At 72.8% G+C, this 16446-nt stretch carries 14 protein-coding genes and 1 pseudogene; 7 read left to right on the top strand and 8 right to left on the bottom strand.

What is annotated here, in order from left to right; all coding sequences use genetic code 11:
* The coding region (locus tag ACFFNX_RS03365) for a WGR domain-containing protein (RefSeq protein WP_378194872.1) at positions 1 to 1913 on the bottom strand (1913 nt) is incomplete at its 3' end.
* 386 nt (positions 1914 to 2299) lie between these two features.
* Here ACFFNX_RS03365 and ACFFNX_RS03360 point away from each other — a divergent pair.
* On the top strand, positions 2300 to 3076 hold the full coding sequence (locus ACFFNX_RS03360) for an alpha/beta fold hydrolase (protein WP_378194869.1): 777 nt from the start codon (positions 2300 to 2302) through the stop codon (positions 3074 to 3076).
* A gap of 180 nt (positions 3077 to 3256) precedes the next feature.
* Here the strand turns inward: ACFFNX_RS03360 and ACFFNX_RS03355 are convergent, their stop codons facing one another.
* On the bottom strand, positions 3257 to 4516 hold the full coding sequence (locus tag ACFFNX_RS03355) for a glycosyltransferase 87 family protein (RefSeq protein ID WP_378194865.1): 1260 nt from the start codon (positions 4514 to 4516) through the stop codon (positions 3257 to 3259).
* Positions 4517 to 4676: 160 nt separating this feature from the next.
* Between ACFFNX_RS03355 and ACFFNX_RS03350 the strand changes: the two genes are divergently transcribed.
* Positions 4677 to 5648 carry a TAXI family TRAP transporter solute-binding subunit gene (locus tag ACFFNX_RS03350; protein WP_378194862.1) on the top strand — a complete coding sequence of 324 codons (972 nt, stop codon included), beginning with the start codon at positions 4677 to 4679 and terminating at the stop codon, positions 5646 to 5648.
* On the opposite strand, the gene ACFFNX_RS03345 is transcribed toward ACFFNX_RS03350, so the two are convergent.
* From ACFFNX_RS03345 to ACFFNX_RS03335, 3 genes are all read right to left on the bottom strand, one after another.
* On the bottom strand, positions 5638 to 7026 hold the full coding sequence (locus tag ACFFNX_RS03345; protein WP_378194859.1) for a sensor histidine kinase: 1389 nt from the start codon (positions 7024 to 7026) through the stop codon (positions 5638 to 5640). The two genes, ACFFNX_RS03350 and ACFFNX_RS03345, sit on opposite strands and share 11 nt — an antisense overlap.
* 7 nt (positions 7027 to 7033) lie before the next feature.
* Positions 7034 to 7762 carry a response regulator transcription factor gene (locus tag ACFFNX_RS03340; protein WP_378194856.1) on the bottom strand — a complete coding sequence of 243 codons (729 nt, stop codon included), beginning with the start codon at positions 7760 to 7762 and terminating at the stop codon, positions 7034 to 7036.
* A gap of 119 nt (positions 7763 to 7881) precedes the next feature.
* A complete protein-coding gene (locus ACFFNX_RS03335) occupies positions 7882 to 9522 on the bottom strand; it encodes an APC family permease (RefSeq protein WP_378194853.1) in 1641 nt (546 codons plus the stop codon).
* A gap of 201 nt (positions 9523 to 9723) precedes the next feature.
* On the opposite strand from ACFFNX_RS03335, the gene ACFFNX_RS03330 reads away from it, so the two are divergent.
* Both ACFFNX_RS03330 and ACFFNX_RS03325 read left to right on the top strand, forming a co-directional pair.
* The gene (locus ACFFNX_RS03330) at positions 9724 to 10596 is read left to right on the top strand and encodes a 3-hydroxyacyl-CoA dehydrogenase family protein (protein ID WP_378194850.1); all 873 of its coding nucleotides are present in this window, start codon (positions 9724 to 9726) and stop codon (positions 10594 to 10596) included.
* Positions 10593 to 11399 carry an enoyl-CoA hydratase/isomerase family protein gene (locus ACFFNX_RS03325; RefSeq protein WP_378194847.1) on the top strand — a complete coding sequence of 269 codons (807 nt, stop codon included), beginning with the start codon at positions 10593 to 10595 and terminating at the stop codon, positions 11397 to 11399. The genes ACFFNX_RS03330 and ACFFNX_RS03325 overlap by 4 nt, the downstream gene beginning before the upstream one ends.
* A 13-nt stretch (positions 11400 to 11412) precedes the next feature.
* On the opposite strand, the gene ACFFNX_RS03320 is transcribed toward ACFFNX_RS03325, so the two are convergent.
* A complete protein-coding gene (locus ACFFNX_RS03320; protein WP_378194844.1) occupies positions 11413 to 12480 on the bottom strand; it encodes a permease in 1068 nt (355 codons plus the stop codon).
* Between the two features lie 214 nt (positions 12481 to 12694).
* Here ACFFNX_RS03320 and ACFFNX_RS03315 point away from each other — a divergent pair, with 214 nt between their 5' ends.
* From ACFFNX_RS03315 to ACFFNX_RS03305, 3 genes are read left to right on the top strand one after another with little or no spacing between them, the layout of a single operon-like run.
* On the top strand, positions 12695 to 13717 hold the full coding sequence (locus ACFFNX_RS03315; RefSeq protein ID WP_378194841.1) for an alpha/beta hydrolase: 1023 nt from the start codon (positions 12695 to 12697) through the stop codon (positions 13715 to 13717).
* Between the two features lie 8 nt (positions 13718 to 13725).
* Positions 13726 to 14577, top strand: coding sequence for an SDR family NAD(P)-dependent oxidoreductase (locus ACFFNX_RS03310; protein WP_378194838.1), 852 nt, complete (start codon positions 13726 to 13728; stop codon positions 14575 to 14577).
* Between the two features lie 44 nt (positions 14578 to 14621).
* Entirely contained in the window at positions 14622 to 15245 is a 624-nt protein-coding gene (locus ACFFNX_RS03305) for a carboxymuconolactone decarboxylase family protein (RefSeq protein ID WP_378194835.1), read from the top strand.
* Between the two features lie 316 nt (positions 15246 to 15561).
* Here the strand turns inward: ACFFNX_RS03305 and ACFFNX_RS03300 are convergent.
* Together ACFFNX_RS03300 and ACFFNX_RS03295 are read right to left on the bottom strand one after the other, a co-directional pair.
* Positions 15562 to 15672, bottom strand: a pseudogene (locus ACFFNX_RS03300) (TetR/AcrR family transcriptional regulator); the annotation flags it as partial.
* Positions 15673 to 15870: 198 nt separating this feature from the next.
* Positions 15871 to 16266 (bottom strand): STAS domain-containing protein, encoded by a 396-nt coding sequence (locus tag ACFFNX_RS03295; RefSeq protein ID WP_378194832.1) that lies wholly within the window; start codon positions 16264 to 16266, stop codon positions 15871 to 15873.
* Between the last annotated feature and the right edge of the window lie 180 nt (positions 16267 to 16446).

The following is a 16446-nucleotide window of genomic DNA, read 5'->3' as shown; positions in this document are numbered from 1 at the left end:
GCGGCGTCGGGCACCAGCAGCGCGGCGGCGTCCGCGCCGTGCCGGGCGAACCAGGCGCGGGTCGTGGCCGCGACGGATTTCAGCCGTACGAACCAGTCGGCCATCAGCCGTGCGACCTCCACCTGCCGATAGGGCAGGAGCAGCCCGCCGGCCACCGCGGGCCGGCGCGCCGCGGCGTGCAGCAGCGGCGGCAGTGCGTCCTCCTCCCATCGGGCGGCCACCGGCTTCAGCTCCTCGACGAGCCTCCACATGTGCCCGGGAGTCCACCGCGCCAGCAGCGGGCGGTACGTGTCCGGGCCGTCGGCGAACAGGGCGGCCAGACGATGGTCGTTGACGTCCGTGAAGTGCTCCCGCAGGGTTCGGACGTCGGGATACGGCTCGTTCTGCCGGCGCCGCGCCCGCCGCTCGGGCTCCTCGACGGCGGCGGCCCATGCCTCGCGTTCGCCGGGTCGCCACCGCACGCGGGTCTCCTCCCCGGCGACGAGCCCCTTGACGACTGTCGGCTTCGGCGCCGTCCGCCTGCCCGTCCACGGCGGGCTCACCAGCAGCTCGGGCAACGCGTCGGCGGGGGCGTCGGCGGCGGACGGATACAGCAGCCCCCGCACCACCTCGGCGGCCTTGGGCGGAAACCGTGCGAGCCGCGACTCCAGCAGCTCACGGTGCGTGGCGACATGCGCGGTCAGCAGCTGGCCCAGCAGGAAGGCGTTGCGGTCCGGGGCGGGCGCCGCCCGGCCGGCCAGCAGGCGGGCCGCGCGCACCGGATACCGGCGCACCGCCTCCAGCAGCGCCGGGCGCACCTGTCTGCCGTCCGCGTGGGCCATCAGCAGCTCGAACGCCTCGTCCGTCGGCAGCTCCGCCAGGATGCCCGCCTGTTCTTCCGCCGAGGCCCCGTGGGAAGGCGTGCGGTGCCGCCAGATCTCCGCGATCAGCGCGGCGACGGCCGGGCCGACGCCCTCGGCGACGGTGGCCGCGGTGGAGAGGCTGCCGTCGTAGGCGGACACGCCGCCCGCGCGCAGCAGAGCCCGCAGTTGCTCCTGGTCGTTCAGCGACTCGAACAGCATGGCGCGTACGACGCGGTCCTCTCGGCCGCTCGTCCCCGGGTCGGCGCAGCACTCCGCGACCCAGCCGGTCTCGGCCGGGACCAGATACGAGACCACGATTCGGCGCCGCGCGTCGCCGCGGTGCGCTGCCAGCGCCGCCACCACCTCGCGGTAGTGGTCCTCATCGGCCATCGACAGCAGCGTCCGCACCCGGTCGGCGGCGCCCCGGCGCAACCACAGCCGCGGTGACGAGTCGCCCTCGGGCAGGAAGGCCAGTCTGGTGGTCCGGCCGTGGTCGTCCTCGTGGTCGAGCCTGAACAGCTCCACCGTGGCACGGGCCGCGAAGACCCGCCCGTGCCGCAGCTGCCAGGCGTCGGCGACCGCGTCGTACAGCAGCTTTCCGCGGTCGGTGACCACGGCCAGGACCGCGGCGCCGAGCGGGTCCGCCGTCCCCTCCAGCTGGCGGCGTGCGGCGGCTGCCGGCTCAGGGGCGATGCCCGGCAGGACCGTGCCGGTCCACTCCTCCTTCACCGCCGCGAGCCGCCGGTCCCAGGAGCCGAGAACCGACTCGTGGGGAGCGTGCGAGTGTCGGGCGATGCCGCCCCAGCGCGGGCGAAGCCTCTGCCGCCAGGCGACGGGCAGCGTGAAGGAGTCCTCGTCGGGTCCCGCGGGTGCGTACCCCTCGCGTTCCTTCTCCCGCACGGCTTCGGCCACGTACGCCTCCGCGGCCGCCGCCGAGCCGTGGTCATCGACCCGCGTACGCCCCGGTGCACCGGCCTCTCCGTGCCGGACGGTCACCACCGCGCCGTCCGACCCGACCTCCCAGAACATGGCCGGGCCGTCTCCCTCGTCGGTCAGCTCCCAGCGCGGCACGGCCGCCCCTTCCCCGGACACGCCGACCCCGCGTCGGCGCTCCTGTGATGAGCCCGCTCCCGGCACGGGCGATCGACGGGCCTCACAGTAGGTCCGGGCACTGACAACGGCCGCCGTTCCCCGAGGCCGATTATCGGCCACATGGCGGGCATCCGGTCAGAATGGCGCAAAACAGTCAAAAGGATTCCCGGGCCAGCAACGCTCCATCGAGACGAGCCGAACGCCTCTCCCGAACCGCGCGAGGCCACCGAGACGCTGCTCACGGGGCCGAGAGAGTCTGTGCCCAGCGGGGGCGGGAAGCCGGACCTGCTCCGGCACCGATCGTTCGTGACCCGCTCGTTCGGCGTTGGACCTGGGTAGGCCACTGTGTGATGTCTGAACCGAGGGTGAGGACGCATGGGCCGGGCGGCATGCGGCGGAGCTTCTCCGCAGCAGGCGGATACCGGCTGGCCTCGTGGTGCACGGGACCCGCGGCGGTGACGCCGGTGGTGTGCGTGCACGGTGCCGGGGTCTCGAGCCGGCCGTTGCTTCCCCTGGTGGCGCGGCTGGGGGAGAGCGTTGAGACGTGGGCGGTCGATCTGCCCGGCTCCGGGCAGAGCTCCCGGCCGGCCGAGCCGCTCGGGCTCACCGCGCTCGGTGACGTGCTGGCGGACTGGCTGGAGGCGGTGGAGCTGTCGCGGGTATGCCTGCTCGGCAGCTCGTTCGGCTGTCAGGTGGTGACCGACGCCGCAGTCCGTCATCCGGGCCGGGTGCGGTCGCTGGTCCTCGTCGGGCCGACGGCCGACCCGATGGCCCGCACGTGGCCGCGCACCGTCGCGCGGTGGCTGCGCGACTCCGTCCGGGAGAGCCCGCGGATGGTCCCGCTGAACATCGCCGACTACCGCGACTGCGGCACGCGTGGCGCGCTGTTCGCGTTCCGCGAGTCGCTACGGGACCGGATGGAGGACCGCCTGCCGGCCGTCACCGTACCGACGCTGGTCGTACGGGGAGAGCACGACGTGCTGGTGCCGAGGCCGTGGGCGGAGGAGGTCACCCGGCTCGTTCCGCGGGCACGGCTGGTGACGGTGCCGGGCAGCCCGCACATGGTTCCGTTCCGCGACCCGGAGGCGCTGGCGGCCCTCGTCGCCGAGTTCGTACGGCAGGATGCCGGTGCGGGTGGATGAGCCGATGGCGAGAGTCCTGGACGGATACCCGGCGCCGACGGTGGCCGCCTCACCTGGCGCTGGTCCTCATGGCACGCACCGAGGACCTGCACGGCGATGCCGCGACCGGCGGCATTCCGGGCGGTCTCACGCAGGCCGATCTCGGAGAAGGCCGCCTTCACCGCCCTCGCGCGGCGGCGTTCAGCTCGCCGTCCCGCGGATGTCCTTCGCGGCCGGTGACGGTACCGCGTCGGTGAGGGGTTCCGGCTCGACGGTCGCGGGTTCGGACAAGTCGGCGGGCCGGCGGCGGCTCCAGGGCATGGCGAGGATGAGCAGGGCGATGACGGCGATCGAGCTCCGGGACCACCACTGGTGGTTCTGCCACCAGCCGACGTCGTTGAAGTGGGTCAGGTAGATGTAGCCGAGCCCGGCCCACAGGGCGGCGAGCCCGATCGCGGGGCGGCTGAGGCGGGTCGGCCGGGCGATGAGGAACGGGACGAACCACAGCAGGTACTGGGCGCCCATGCGCGGTGTGACGATCATGAACGCGAGCAGGATGGCCGAGGTCATGTCGATGCGGTCGGCGCGTCGCCACAGCCACATCACCGCGAGCAGCGTGGAGTACAGGACGACCTGCCCGATGCCGGCGGCGGTCGGGGCCAGCGCCCAGTTGCCGCCGGTCATCCACGCCGTCCAGCCCCACTCGCCCACGACCGGTCGTACGCCGCCGAGGTACCGGGCCACGTTCAGCAGGTCCGACCAGCCGACGTGTACGACGAGGGGCATCGTGGCCAGGAAGAACACCGGGACCACGCCGGCCATGACGATGCTGCGGAGGCGTTCGCGCCAGTCGGGCAGCAGCGCCAGCAGTGGCGGGAGCAGGATGACCGGCCACGTCCCGGCCGACAGGGCGAAGCCGAACATCGCCCCGGCCCAGCCGCCGCGCCCGTTGCGTGCCAGGACGTACGCCGCGACCAGGAAGGCGAGCGCGACCGGCTCGATCTGCCCGTGGATCACCGCGACCATCAGGGCGATCGGGTTGCAGGCGTAGGCGAACCGGGCGGCCGGGGCGTTCCGATCGCCGGCCAGCTTCCCCACCAGGGGGATCAGCGCGATGTCGGCGGCCACGGTGACCAGCCGGCCGGCGAGTTCCCAGGGCAGCCCCGCCCGCAGGCCCAGGCCGTACAGGTAGGGGATCATCGGCAGGAAGTGCCACGACCCCTGGGTGGCGAGGACCGGGTCCTGGTGCGCGAGGATCGCCTGCCCGGCCGCCTTGAAGCCATTGGCGAAGTCGAGCGGCTGCCAGGAGTCGGCGGCGGCGCTGATGAGCAGGTACAGCCGCAGGGCGATGCCGACGGCCAGCGCCGTGCGCAGCGAGGGCCGCCAGCCGCGCCACAGGGCGATGGCGGACAGGAGAAGCCCGGCGACCAGGACAGATGCGGTGATAATGGGATGGTCCATCGCTGGTCAGACTGCCACAGGTCGGCGGCGATATCGTCATTGACCTGTGGATTTACAGCCAACTCTCAGCAAGCTCTCGGGTCTCGCGCAGGCGAGTCGCCTCGCGGCCGCAACACCGACGGTGACCCTCCGGCCACGCGCCGAGGTGAGATCATGTCGCATGGCCTCCCTCCCGAGCGTCGTCCCGGCCGTGCCCGGCACCCCGGCCCGCCGGGCGGTGTTGCTCGCGGCGCTGTGCCTGCCGGCCGGATGTGCGCTGGTCGGCGGGGAGCCGTCGTACCGCGGAGGGCCCCTGCCGATCGCCACCGGAGCCGTCGACGGCGTCTACTACCGCTACGCCCGGTCGCTGGCCGCCCGGATCGGCCGTCGCCTGCCGGACGTCCGCCCGTCCGTGGACTCCACCACCGGTTCGGTGGACAACCTGAACCGCATGACCGCCGGCCGCGACCGGCTGGGCTTCGCGGCCGCGGACGCCGTGGGAGCGGCGACCACGGCCCGTACGCTCCGGTCGCTGGCCCGCCTCTATGACGACTACATCCACCTGGCCGTGGCGGGCTCCGGTCCGATCCGGTCGGTCGCGGACCTGCGCGGCCGTACGGTCTCGGTGGGCGCGACCGGCTCGGGCGTGGAGCTCGTGGCCGGGCGCATACTGAACGCCGCCGGCCTGACCTCCGGGCGGCGTCCCACCCGGGTTCGCATGGGGCTGGAGGAGTCCGCCGCCGCGCTGCGCGCCGGGCGGATCGACGCCTTCTTCTGGTCCGGAGGACTGCCGACGGCCGGGATCGAGCGGCTCGCCCGGCAGATGCCCGTCCGCCTCGTCGCGCTCGGCGACCTCGCGACGCCGATCCGCGAGCGCTACGGGCCGTACTACCGCGCGGCCGCGATCCCGGAGGGCACCTACGACCGCGTCGGCGCGACCCTTACGCTCGCTCTGGCCAACTTCCTGCTCGCCACGGCCTCCCTGGACGACGGGCTGGCCTACCGGCTGACCGAGCTCCTCATGCGCGACCGGGACTCCGTCGCCGCCGAGGTGCCCTCGGCGGAGCTCCTGGACGTGCGCGACGCCATCCAGACCGCGCCGATTCCCCTCCACCCGGGCGCCCTGCGCTACTACCGGTCCGTCAAACCGTGACGGCCGGGGAATGGTCCGCCGGGACCGCCATCGTCACCGCCAGCCCGCCTCCGTCGGCGGTGGCGATGTCCAGCCGGCCCCCGCAGGCGGCGAGCAGCGTACGCGCCACGGCCAGCCCGAGCCCGGACCCGTGCACGTTCTGGTGGCGCGGGCTGCGCCAGAACCGATCACCGATGCGGGCCAGCTCCTCCGGGGGCAGTCCGGGCCCCTCATCGGTCACCTCGATCTCGACCGGATCCCCGGCGCCGGTGACCGTCACGCTGACGACCGAGCCCGCCGGGGCGAACTTCAACGCGTTGTCGATCACCGCGTCGAAGGCGCTGCCGAGCGCGGTCGGGTCCGTGACGGTCCAGACCGGGCCGCCCCAGTCGCGCATCACGGCGATGTCCCGCTGGTCCGCGACGACCTGCCAGGCGCTGACCCGCTCCTCGACGAGCGCGGCCACGTCGAAGCGTTCCGCGGTGGCCTCGCGCTGCTCGGCCAGGGCGAGTTCGAGGAGGTCGTCGAGCACGGCGGTCAGCCGGCGCGCCTCCTGGCGGAGGTTCTGGATCTCCTCCTCACGGCCGGGCGGCAGCGCCAGGGCCAGGTCCTCCAGCCGCAGCATGACCGCGGACAGCGGGTTGCGGAGCTGGTGGGACGCGTCGGCCACGAACGCGCGCTGGCGTTCCATCGTGTCCTCCACCTTCTGCGCCATCCCGTTGAACGAGGCCGTGAGACGGCGCAGCTCGGGGGGTCCGGAGGCGCCCGTCGCACGGGCGTCGAGACGGCCGGTGGCGATGGTGTGGGTGGCCGCGTCGAGGGCCCGGACCGGGCGCAGCATCCAGGTCGCCAGGCGGTGGGCGAGCATCAGGAACAGCAGGACGGCGACGGCGGCCGCGCCGCAGAGCGCCAGCCACCGGTGCAGGACGGCGGCGCGCATCCGCTGAGTCGGCGAGACGGTCACCACGGCGCCCACGACGTCTCCGGACTGCATCACGGGCGCGGCCACCGCCAGCGGGCGGTCGCGCCAGGGCCAGATCAGGTGCGGATCGGCGCTGTGCCGTCCGGCGAACGCCTGGCGGAGGACCACCGGAATGTCACCGGAGCCGTTGCCCGCGTAGCCGGGCGTCGCGACCAGCCGGCGGCCGTTCCGGTCCAGCACCGCGGCCGAGATGCCGTACACCTGCTGGTAGCGGGTGAGCTCGGTGTTCAGCGTGGACGTGGGGATGCCCTGGGCCGCGTTACCCGCCAGCGCCGCGAAGCGCACGGTGTCGTCCAGCCGGTCCTGGAACAGCGCGTCCTGGTGCTGACGGACGATGCTCGTCCCCAGCGGGACGCCGAGGGCGAGCAGGATGCAGACCATGAGCGTGATCAGGGTCCCGATGAGTCGCGCGCGCACGGTGGGCTCAGCGTAGGGGGAGGGGGCTCTCGCCGGGCCGCTCGGGCGCCGCGACGATGCGGTAGCCGACCCCGCGTACGGTCTCGATCACGCCGGTCAGCGCCAGCTTCGACCGCAGCGACGCGACGTGCACCTCCAGGGTGCGGTGGTTGCCCTGCCAGCTGGTGTTCCAGATCTCGCTGATGAGCTGCTCGCGGCGGAAGACCACGCCGGGCTCACGGGCGAGCGTCGCGAACAGGTCGAACTCCTTGCGGGTGAGCACCACCGGCGTCCCGTCGACGCTGACGGAACGGCGCAGCCGGTCCAGCTCGATCCGGCCGCCGCACAGCGGCTGCGCCGGCCGCCGGCTCGGCGGGACCGCGCCGCCGGCGCCGCCGCCCGGGGAACGCCGCCGGCTGACGACGTGAATGCGGGCGATGAGCTCACCGACGTCGTACGGCTTCACGAGGTAGTCGTCGGCGCCCAGGTCGAGCCCGTGGATCCTGGACCGTACGTCCGCGCGTGCGGTCACCATGATCATCGGGACGTCGAGGACGGCACGGATACGGCCGCACAGGTCGAAGCCGTCCCGGTCGGGCAGGCCGAGATCGAGCAGCACCACGTCCGGGCCGCCGTCGAGGAGTTCGAGGGCGCCGCCCGCGGTGTGCGCCAGGTCGACCTCGAAGCCGTGCCGCCGGAGCACCGACGACAGCGCCGCCGCGACGTGCACGTCGTCCTCCACGACGAGCAGGCGCATGGCCTCCTCCTTCCCCCGGGAGATCGACTCTAGCGAGACGCGCGGTCCGTCCGCCGCGACCTTCGCGGACCGGACGTACGAGGCGCCCCTCCCCGGCCGGAGAGGGGCGCGTTCGCCGGTTACGCCACGGGTGCGAACTCCTCGCCTTCGGCGGTCTTCGCCGGTCCGGCCTCTCCGGCCACCTCGCGGGAGGGGCCCGCCCATCCGCTGCGGACGCCCCAGGCGTAGAACGCCAGCGACGTGACCGCGACCACGGCCATGTCCACGCCGTACGGGATGAGGTCATGCCCGCCGAACCGGGCACTGCCCAGGGCCGACAGCAGCGCCATCCAGGCGAGGTAGGCGATCAGCCAGACGCCGGCCTTCAGGTGCGGGCCGAACCCCTGGAACCGCTGCTTCCAGCCGTAGTAGAGGTAGATCGGCAGGCCGACCGCCATGATGAGGATGACCTCGCCGGTCAGCGGCCACCGCGACCAGTACATCAGCAGTGACGCGAACGCGAAGCCCGCCGGTGCGATCACCCGCAGGGCCGGCGTCCGCGTGGGCCGGGGCAGGTCCGGGCAGGTACGGCGCAGCACCGTGACGGAGACCGGGCCGGTGACGTAGGAGATGACGGTGGCCACCGAGATCACCGCGGACAGGGTGCCCCAGCCGCGGAAGAGGCACAGGAAGACGAAGGCGATGACCAGGTTGAACCACATGGCCGGCTGGGGGATGCCGTACTTCGGATGGACCCGGCCGAGGATCCGCGGGAAGTAGCCGTTCTCCTGCATGCCCTGGATCATCCGGGCGGTCGTGGCCGTGTAGGTCATGCCGGTGCCGGAGGGGGAGATGAAGGCGTCGGCGTAGAGGGTGACCGCGAGCCAGTTGAGGTTCACCGCGATCGCCAGGTCCGCGAACGGCGAGTTCAGGTCGACGCCCGACCAGCCATGGCCGAGCAGGTGGCCGGGGACCGCACCGACGAACGCCGTCTGCAGGCCGACGTACACGAGCGCCGAGATGAGGAGCGCGCCGATGAGGGCGAGCGGCACGGAGCGGCCGGGGTCGCGCGCCTCGCCGGCCATGTTGATCGGGCTCTGGAAGCCGTTGAACGCGAAGACCACACCCGAGGTCGCGATCGCGGTCAGCACCGCCGCCCAGCCGTACGGCGCGAAGCCGCCGTGGTGGGAGAAGTTGCCGCCGTGGAACCCCGACGCGATCAGCCCGACGATCGTCAGGGCCGGGACGACGAACTTGACGATCATGATGAAGCCGTTGGCCATCGCGTACAGCCGTACGGTCCAGTAGTTGATCAGAAAGTAGATGACGACCAGGAACGCCGCGATCGCGAGCCCGGTGGGATGGAGCTCCTTGCCGTCGTAGAGGCCCTTCGCCCAGTGCCACTTCCACGAGCTCATGTACTGGACGGACGCCTCGGCCTCGATCGGGATGACCGAGACGATCGCCACCCAGTTCGACCAGCCGCCGACGTAGCCGACCAGCGAGCCGTGGGAGTACTGGGCGTAGCGGACCATGCCCCCGGACTTGGGGAACAGGGAGCCGAGCTCCATGTACGCCAGGCCGATGAGCATCATGATGCCCGCGCCGATCACCCAGGCCAGGATGGCCGCCGGCCCCGCGACCTTGGCGGCCTTCCAGGATCCGAAGAGCCAGCCGGAGCCGATGATCGAGCTGAGGCCGACCATGAGGAGCGAGAACGTGCCGAGCCGCCGGTGATAGTCGCCGCCGGCTCCTGCTCGCTCCGGTGCCACGTTCGGCATGCGGGGTTACCTCTCTCTCGTCGGGTGCGGTCGGAACCGCAGAGGCCTCGCGCGCGATTGAGATGAGGGTGCTCCCGGCCGTGGAGACGGGCCAAGGTCTTTGAGCTAGATCTGAGGTTCGGGCCCGGCGACCCCTCGCAGCCGCTGCCAGTACGGTGTCGAACGACCGTTCACCACTTTCTCCAGCGTTGGGAGAGCGCCATGAACACCGCCACGACCGGTTCGACCCCGGCGCGCTGCGGCGTGGTCGGCGGCGGCCGGATGGGCGCCGGCATCGTGCACGCCCTGCTCCTCGCCGGTGCGGAGGTCGTGCTCGTCGAGCGGGACGAGGAGGCGGAGGCCGCCGCGCGCAAGCGGGTGGAACACTCCGTGGCCGGCAGCGTCGCCCGCGGCCGGCTCGACGACCCGGAGCCGGTGCTCGCCCGCCTGACGACCGCGACCGACGTCGCCCGGCTGGCGGACGCGGCGCTCGTCATCGAGGCGGTTCCGGAGGATCTCGACCTCAAGCTCGACACTCTCCGGAGGGTCGCGGAGCACGTCGCCGGCGACGCGGTGATCGCCAGCAACACCAGCAGCATCTCGCTGGAGGTGCTCGCCGACGCGGTGCCCGGTCCGGAGCGGGTCATCGGGCTGCACTTCTTCAACCCCGTGCCGGCCAGCAAGCTCGTCGAGGTGGTGCTGGGCGGCCGGACCTCGGCCGACCTCCGGGCCCGCGCCGAGGGGTGGGTACACGAGTGGGCCAAGACCCCGGTGACGGTGCGGAACTCCCCGGGCTTCGCGAGCAGCCGGCTGGGCGTGGCCATCGGCCTGGAGGCGATCAGGATGCTCGAGGAGGGCGTCGCCACGGCAGAGGACATCGACGCGGCGATGACCCTGGGCTACGGCTTCCCGATGGGACCGCTCCGGCTCACCGACCTCGTCGGGATCGACGTGCGCCTGGGCATCGCGCGCTATCTGGAGAGCGAGCTCGGACCGCGGTTCACGCCGCCCCGGCTGATGGTCGACACGGTCGAACGCGGCGAGCTGGGCCGCAAGAGCGGCCGCGGCTTCTACGACTGGCCGGAGGAATCATGAGTGAGCGAATCGACGGGCAGGGCGCGCCCGGTCCCTCTTCGGACGAAGGAGGACTCTCGAACGAACGGCCGTCCGTGCGGGTGGAGGAGAGCGACGACCGGCTCGTCGTCATCCTCGACCGGCCCGAGGTGCGCAACGCGATCGACGCGGCGATGGTCGACAGCCTCCACGGCGTCTGTGCCGGCCTCGAACGCGATCCACGGCCCGCGATCTTCACCGGCGGGCCCGACATCTTCGCCGCCGGCGCCGACATCGCACAGCTGAAGGAGCGGGGCCGCCTCGACGCCCTCGCCGGCATCAACAGCGGCCTCTTCGACCGGATCGCGCGGCTGCCGATGCCGACGGTCGCGGCGGTGTCGGGACCGGCCATCGGCGGGGGCGCCGAACTCGCCTACGCCTGTGACTTCCGGATCGGCACGCCACGAGCCAGGTTCGGCAACCCGGAGGGACAGCTGGGCATCCTCGCGGCGGCCGGCGCGGCATGGCGTCTGCCGGAGCTCATCGGCGAGCCGCTCACGAAGGAGATCCTGCTCGCCGGCCGGACCCTGAACGCAGAGGACGCGCTGGCCGTACGGCTGCTCAACGAGGTGGTCGAGCCGGACGCCCTCATGGACACCGCGCACGCCTGGGTGGACCGCATCCTGCGGAACGCGCCGCTCGCGGCGAGGCTGACCAAGGCGGCGCTGCACGCGCCCCGTGACGCGCACCCGGCGTTCGACGACGTGATCCAGGCGGTGTTGTTCGAGACCGAGGAGAAGCATCGGCGCATGAACGCGTTCCTCACCCGGCGGCACAAGGAGTGAGCGAGGGCCCGGTTCACCACAGCGCCCACAGCAGCGCCGCGGAGACCAGGCCCGCGACCACGACCGCGCCCGCCATGGCCGCGGTGACACGCCACGACAGCGCTCGTCCCACCATCACCATCGACGGGACGCTCAACGCCGGCAGGGTGATCAGCAGCGCGCCCGCCGTGCCGGCGCCCAGCCCGGCCGCGGCCAGAACGACCGGGATCTCCCCGCCTGTCGGAATCACCAGCAGGGTGCCGATCACCGCGCACACCACCACCGCGAGAACGCCCAGCCGGGCGCCCAGACCGGAGAAGTCCGACAGCCAGCCGCTGAGCGCGCCGACCACCAGGACCACGATGACGTACTCCGGAAGCAGGACCAGCGCGAACCTGGTGAGCGACCGCAGGTAGCGCATCGGGAACTCCCGCAGCCGGACCGGATCCGGCTGCGCCGGCGGCAGCGCCCGTCCGTCGGCCGGCCGGCCCACCAGCGCGCTCACCCCGAACACCAGCAACGCCCCGACGACGATGCGCACGACGCCGAACTGCCACGGCGCGACGAGGAACAGGAACACCAGCACGGCGGGGTTCAGCACCGGGTTCCCCACCCAGTAGGCGAGGCTCGCCGGAACCGCCGCTCCGCGTTTGCGCAGGCCCACCACGACCGGAGCCGTGCAGCAGGTGCACATCAGGCTCGGCAGCGACGCCACACCGCCGGCGAACGCCTGACCGAGCCGGGATCGGCGGTTCATCACCGCCAGCAACCACGTCCTCGGGACCAGGGCGTCGATCGCGGCGGCCGCCAGCACGGCCACCAGCGCCGCACGCCACACCGCCTGGAAGTACGTTGTCGTGAACTCCCACGCCCCCGACCACGACGGCGCCGTCCCCGGATCACCCGACGCCGCGAAGATGGCGCCGCCCGGCCACGTGTGCGTCCGGCCGAGACCGCTCGCCTTGTCCGCGTACGGCAGCCACTTCGCCCAGAGAAGGCCGCTCACGAGCACGACCGCGAGCACGCAGACTCCGGCCAGTCCGGTGCGTACGCCGCGGCGCGAGTCTCCTCGGGTCTGGTCTGCCGGGTCGAGCGTTGTCATGCCAGGGATCATCCCCGCGTTCCGGGCGATCGGCCAGTGCCACCGGCCCGCGCACCGACGTAGCGGTCACGAGATCGCGACCGGCCGCCGCGCACGTGTTGACGCGAGTACGGCGGAGGCTATATGAACAGTCATGTTCTTGGCGAACATCGATGTTCATAGAAGGTGGAGTGAGCTGGTGTCACCGCGATCCCCCACCGCGAGGAGCCGTCCCATGCGCAGGAGATCACTGATCGGGGGCGTTCTCGTCCTCGCCGGGCTCACCGCCGCCTCCGCTCCGGTCCGTGCCGCCGCCTCCGCCTCCGTACCCACTATGCGGAGCGGTCACGGCATCACCGTGACCGCCGAGCACCAGGTGGACGCCCGGCGCATCGACCTGACGGTCACCAGCACCGCCGTCGCCGGACCCCATGACGTCCACGTCCTCCTGCCTGCGGACTACCGCCCGGCCGAGCGCTACCCCGTGCTCTACCTGCTGCACGGCGCGCTGGACGGGCCCGGCTCGTGGCTGACCAATGGCGACGTGGAGCGCATCACCGCCGGCCGGCCGCTGATCACCGTCGTTCCGGACGGCGGGCTCAAGGGCTGGTACACCGACTGGGCGCATCCGCGCGACGCCGCCCCGCAGCAGTGGGAGACCTTCCACATCGACCAGCTCATCCCGTTCGTGGACGACAACCTCGCCACGGTCGCGAGCCGGAACGGGCGGGCGATCGCCGGGCTGTCGATGGGCGGGTTCGGCGCGATGCGCTACGCGGCCCGGCATCCGGACCTGTTCGCGTACGCGGCCAGCTTCTCCGGGGCGCTGGACCTGCTCAACCCGGCGGTGCGCGCGACGATCGTGGCCGAGGAGCTCGGCGTCGTGCCGAACTCCGGCCCACCGGCCGCGGCCGACGCGATCTTCGGGTCGCCGCTCATCGGCCTCGACGGCGGGTGGCGGGCGGCCAGTCCGGCGCGGAACGTCGCGCCGCTGCGCGGCATGGGCCTGGCGATCTACACCGGCGGCGGTTCGATCAGCGATCCCTTCAGCGGATTCGTGGAGAGCAACATCCGCGACACCGCCTGGGCGATGCACCGGTCGCTGGACGCCGCGGGCATCCCGCACTTCTTCGACGACTACGGCGACGGCCGCGGCTATGGGCCGGGGCGCTGCGACGGTAACCACGATTTCGGCTGTTGGAAGAACGACCTGGTCAACGTGCTGCCGCGTCTCCTGGCCGCCGTCTCTCACCCTTGAGGAGCTCAGTGAACGACCCGACCACGCACCGCCTGGCCGACCGCCGGATTCTGATCACCGGCGCGGCCCGGGGCATCGGTGCCGCGCTGGCCCGCCGCCTGCATGAGCGCGGCGCGCGCCTCGCTCTGGCCGGGCTCGAACCGGAGCTGCTGGAGAGCGTCGCGGCGACCTGCGGCGACGCTCCCTGGCGGCACTGCGACATCGCCGACCGGACGGGGGTCGAGGCGGTGATCGGCGACCTGGCCGCCGAGCTCGGCGGACTCGACGTCATCGTGGCGAACGCCGGCATCGCCGCCCAGTGGCCGGTCCTCGACGGCGACCCGGAGGTGCTGGAGACGACACTGCGTGTCAACGTGCTCGGCACGTACCACACGCTGCGCGCCGCCGGCCGTCACATCTCCCACCCCCACGGGTACGCCCTGGCGGTCGCCTCGCTCGCCGCCGCCGTCCACGCGCCGCTGCTCGGCGCGTACAGCGCGTCGAAGGCGGCGGTCGAGGCGCTCGGGGACACCCTGCGGATCGAGCTGCGGCACACCGGCGCGAAGGTCGGCGTCGCCTACTTCGCCGAGCTGGACACCGAGATGACCCGGCGCGGCTTCGGCACCCGCGCCGCCGCCGCGATGAAAGGGCACCAGGGCACCTTCACCGGGGTGACGCCCCTGCGAGCGGGCGTCGACGCGCTGGAGCGCGGGATCGCCCGCCGGTCCCGCCGCGTGTACGCCCCCCGCTGGGTCGGGCCGGTGCTGGTCGCGCCCGGCGTCGCCCAGCGTGTCGTCGAGAAGGCCGTACGCTCACGCCTCCCGGCCGCGCTGGAGATCGCGCGTGGCGAGCGTCCGCCCTTCACCACCGACCAGCCATGAGCGAACACGCGCCCCTGGTCGCCCCGCCGGACGAAGGAGGATCCGTGAGTGGCCGGATCACGCCGGGCGGGGTGAGTCTCCTGGCCAGGGCGGTCGCGTACGGGGCGGGCCGGCGCGTCGGCACCGGTCCGGTGCGGCTCTTCCTGGTGCTCGGCCGGCACCGCCGGCTGTTCACCGGGTGGCTGCACTTCGCCGGCCGGCTGATGCCGGGCGGGCTGCTGCCGCGTCGCGAGACCGAGCTGGTCATCCTGCGCGTCGCTCACCTGTGCGGCTCGGCGTACGAGGTCGCGCACCACACGCGGCTGGGCCGGGCCGCCGGGCTGGGCGAGGCGGACCTGCGCCGGGTGGCCGAGGGCCCCGCCGCGGACGGATGGTCGGCCCGCGAGCTCGCGCTGCTGCGCGCGGTGGACATGCTGCACGCCGAGCGTGACCTGGACGACGCCGCGTGGGCGGAGCTGGGGCGTCACCTGGACGAGCGGGAGCGGATCGAGCTGTGTCTGCTCGCCGGGCACTACGAGATGCTGGCCACGGTCATCCGGACGCTGCGGATCGATCCGGATCCGCCCCGCCGCCGATCAGCCCGCGCAGCAGCCGCATCAGCGGTTCGCGCAGGGTGGGCAGCTCGCCGTCGCGGCCGTGGACCAGCTCGGAGGCCACCAGCTGGCTGACCGCCCCGACCATCATCCGTGCGGCGAACACCGGGTCCGGCAGCCGCTGCCAGGAGGGATCGTCGGCGAAGTTGTCCGTCAGGCTCTGGACGAAGCGCTCCTGCACGACGAACCGCTTGCGCTGGGCCTCCGGTCCGGCGGCGTACGACTCCAGGAAGAACACCCGGGCGAACGCCGGCTCGGCGGCGAGCGTGCCGAGGTAGATCTCCAGCGCACGGTCGAAGCACACCCACGCCCCCTCGGCGCGGGACAGCTCCTCCTCGAAGAACCGCTCCAGCACCAGCGCGCTCCGGTCCAGCACGGTCAAGAAGCAGTCTTGTTTTCCGGAGAAGTGCTGGTAGAACGTCTCGCGCGAGACCCGGCTCCGCTTGAGCACGTCCGCCACCGAGGTGTGGGCGTAGCCCTTCTCCGCGACGGACTCGGCCATCGCCTGCAGCATGCGCCCGCGCTGCGAGGTGCGTACGGCGTCGCGGGACAGATGGTGCCGCCCTCGAGGCAACGTCGCGTACGGACCACGTTCGTCCACCCGGCCAGCCTAGAGCCTGACTCGAAGTCCTGTCCCGTGTGTCAGACGTCGTCGGGAGGCCCGGCCGCGTGCGGGCCGGTACTGCCGCCCGACCGGTGGTCAGCCGATGTGCGGCGACCGCCGGAGAGGCCTGGCACACCGAGTGACGACGGGTACGGCCTGGGCGAGGTTCGAGTAGATCGGGAAGGCCTGGTCGAAGCCGGTGATGCGCAGCAGCCGGCGCACATTGGGACGCGGCCCGGCCAGGGCGACGGCGCGCCCGCACGCGTCCGCCCGCCGTCGTACGGCGACGAGCACCCTCAGCCCCGAGGCGTCGCAGAACGAGACGCCGGACAGGTCGATGATCAGCGGCATGGCCTTGTCGTCCAGGACGGCGGCGATCCGGTCGCGAAGACCGGACGTGGTCGCGATGTCCAGCTCGCCGGAGAGCGCCAGGACGGTATGACCGCGTATCGAGCGGCCGGACAGGCCCACCCCGATGGTGTTGTGGTGCATCGATGGTCTCCGAATCGAATGCCGGGCTCCAGCCGGACGGACCGGCCGGGGCTCGGAGGAAAAAGTCGTGTCAGGTGCGTCGTCCACGTGGTCAGGACGCGGGCCGCACCGCAGGTCGGGCCCGGTGGGCAGGACGACGTCGGGTGGTGGAGCCGAGACGATCGGTGAGGCCTGTCACCC

It is taken from the genome of Actinoallomurus acaciae, assembly GCF_042429965.1.
Classification (GTDB): Bacteria; Actinomycetota; Actinomycetes; order Streptosporangiales; family Streptosporangiaceae; genus Actinoallomurus; species Actinoallomurus acaciae.
The sequence above is the reverse complement of the archived record's forward strand: the minus strand, read 5'-3'. Positions and strand labels throughout refer to the sequence as shown.

Coding starts and splice junctions, on each gene's coding strand:
- ACFFNX_RS03325 (WP_378194847.1), top strand. CDS start 10,593: ATGAGTGAGCGAATCGACGGGCAGGGCGCGCCCGGTCCCTCTTCGGAC.
- ACFFNX_RS03340 (WP_378194856.1), bottom strand. CDS start 7,762: ATGCGCCTGCTCGTCGTGGAGGACGACGTGCACGTCGCGGCGGCGCTG.
- ACFFNX_RS03335 (WP_378194853.1), bottom strand. CDS start 9,522: ATGCCGAACGTGGCACCGGAGCGAGCAGGAGCCGGCGGCGACTATCAC.
- ACFFNX_RS03320 (WP_378194844.1), bottom strand. CDS start 12,480: ATGACAACGCTCGACCCGGCAGACCAGACCCGAGGAGACTCGCGCCGC.
- ACFFNX_RS03295 (WP_378194832.1), bottom strand. CDS start 16,266: ATGCACCACAACACCATCGGGGTGGGCCTGTCCGGCCGCTCGATACGC.
- ACFFNX_RS03330 (WP_378194850.1), top strand. CDS start 9,724: ATGAACACCGCCACGACCGGTTCGACCCCGGCGCGCTGCGGCGTGGTC.
- ACFFNX_RS03355 (WP_378194865.1), bottom strand. CDS start 4,516: ATGGACCATCCCATTATCACCGCATCTGTCCTGGTCGCCGGGCTTCTC.
- ACFFNX_RS03315 (WP_378194841.1), top strand. CDS start 12,695: ATGCGCAGGAGATCACTGATCGGGGGCGTTCTCGTCCTCGCCGGGCTC.
- ACFFNX_RS03350 (WP_378194862.1), top strand. CDS start 4,677: ATGGCCTCCCTCCCGAGCGTCGTCCCGGCCGTGCCCGGCACCCCGGCC.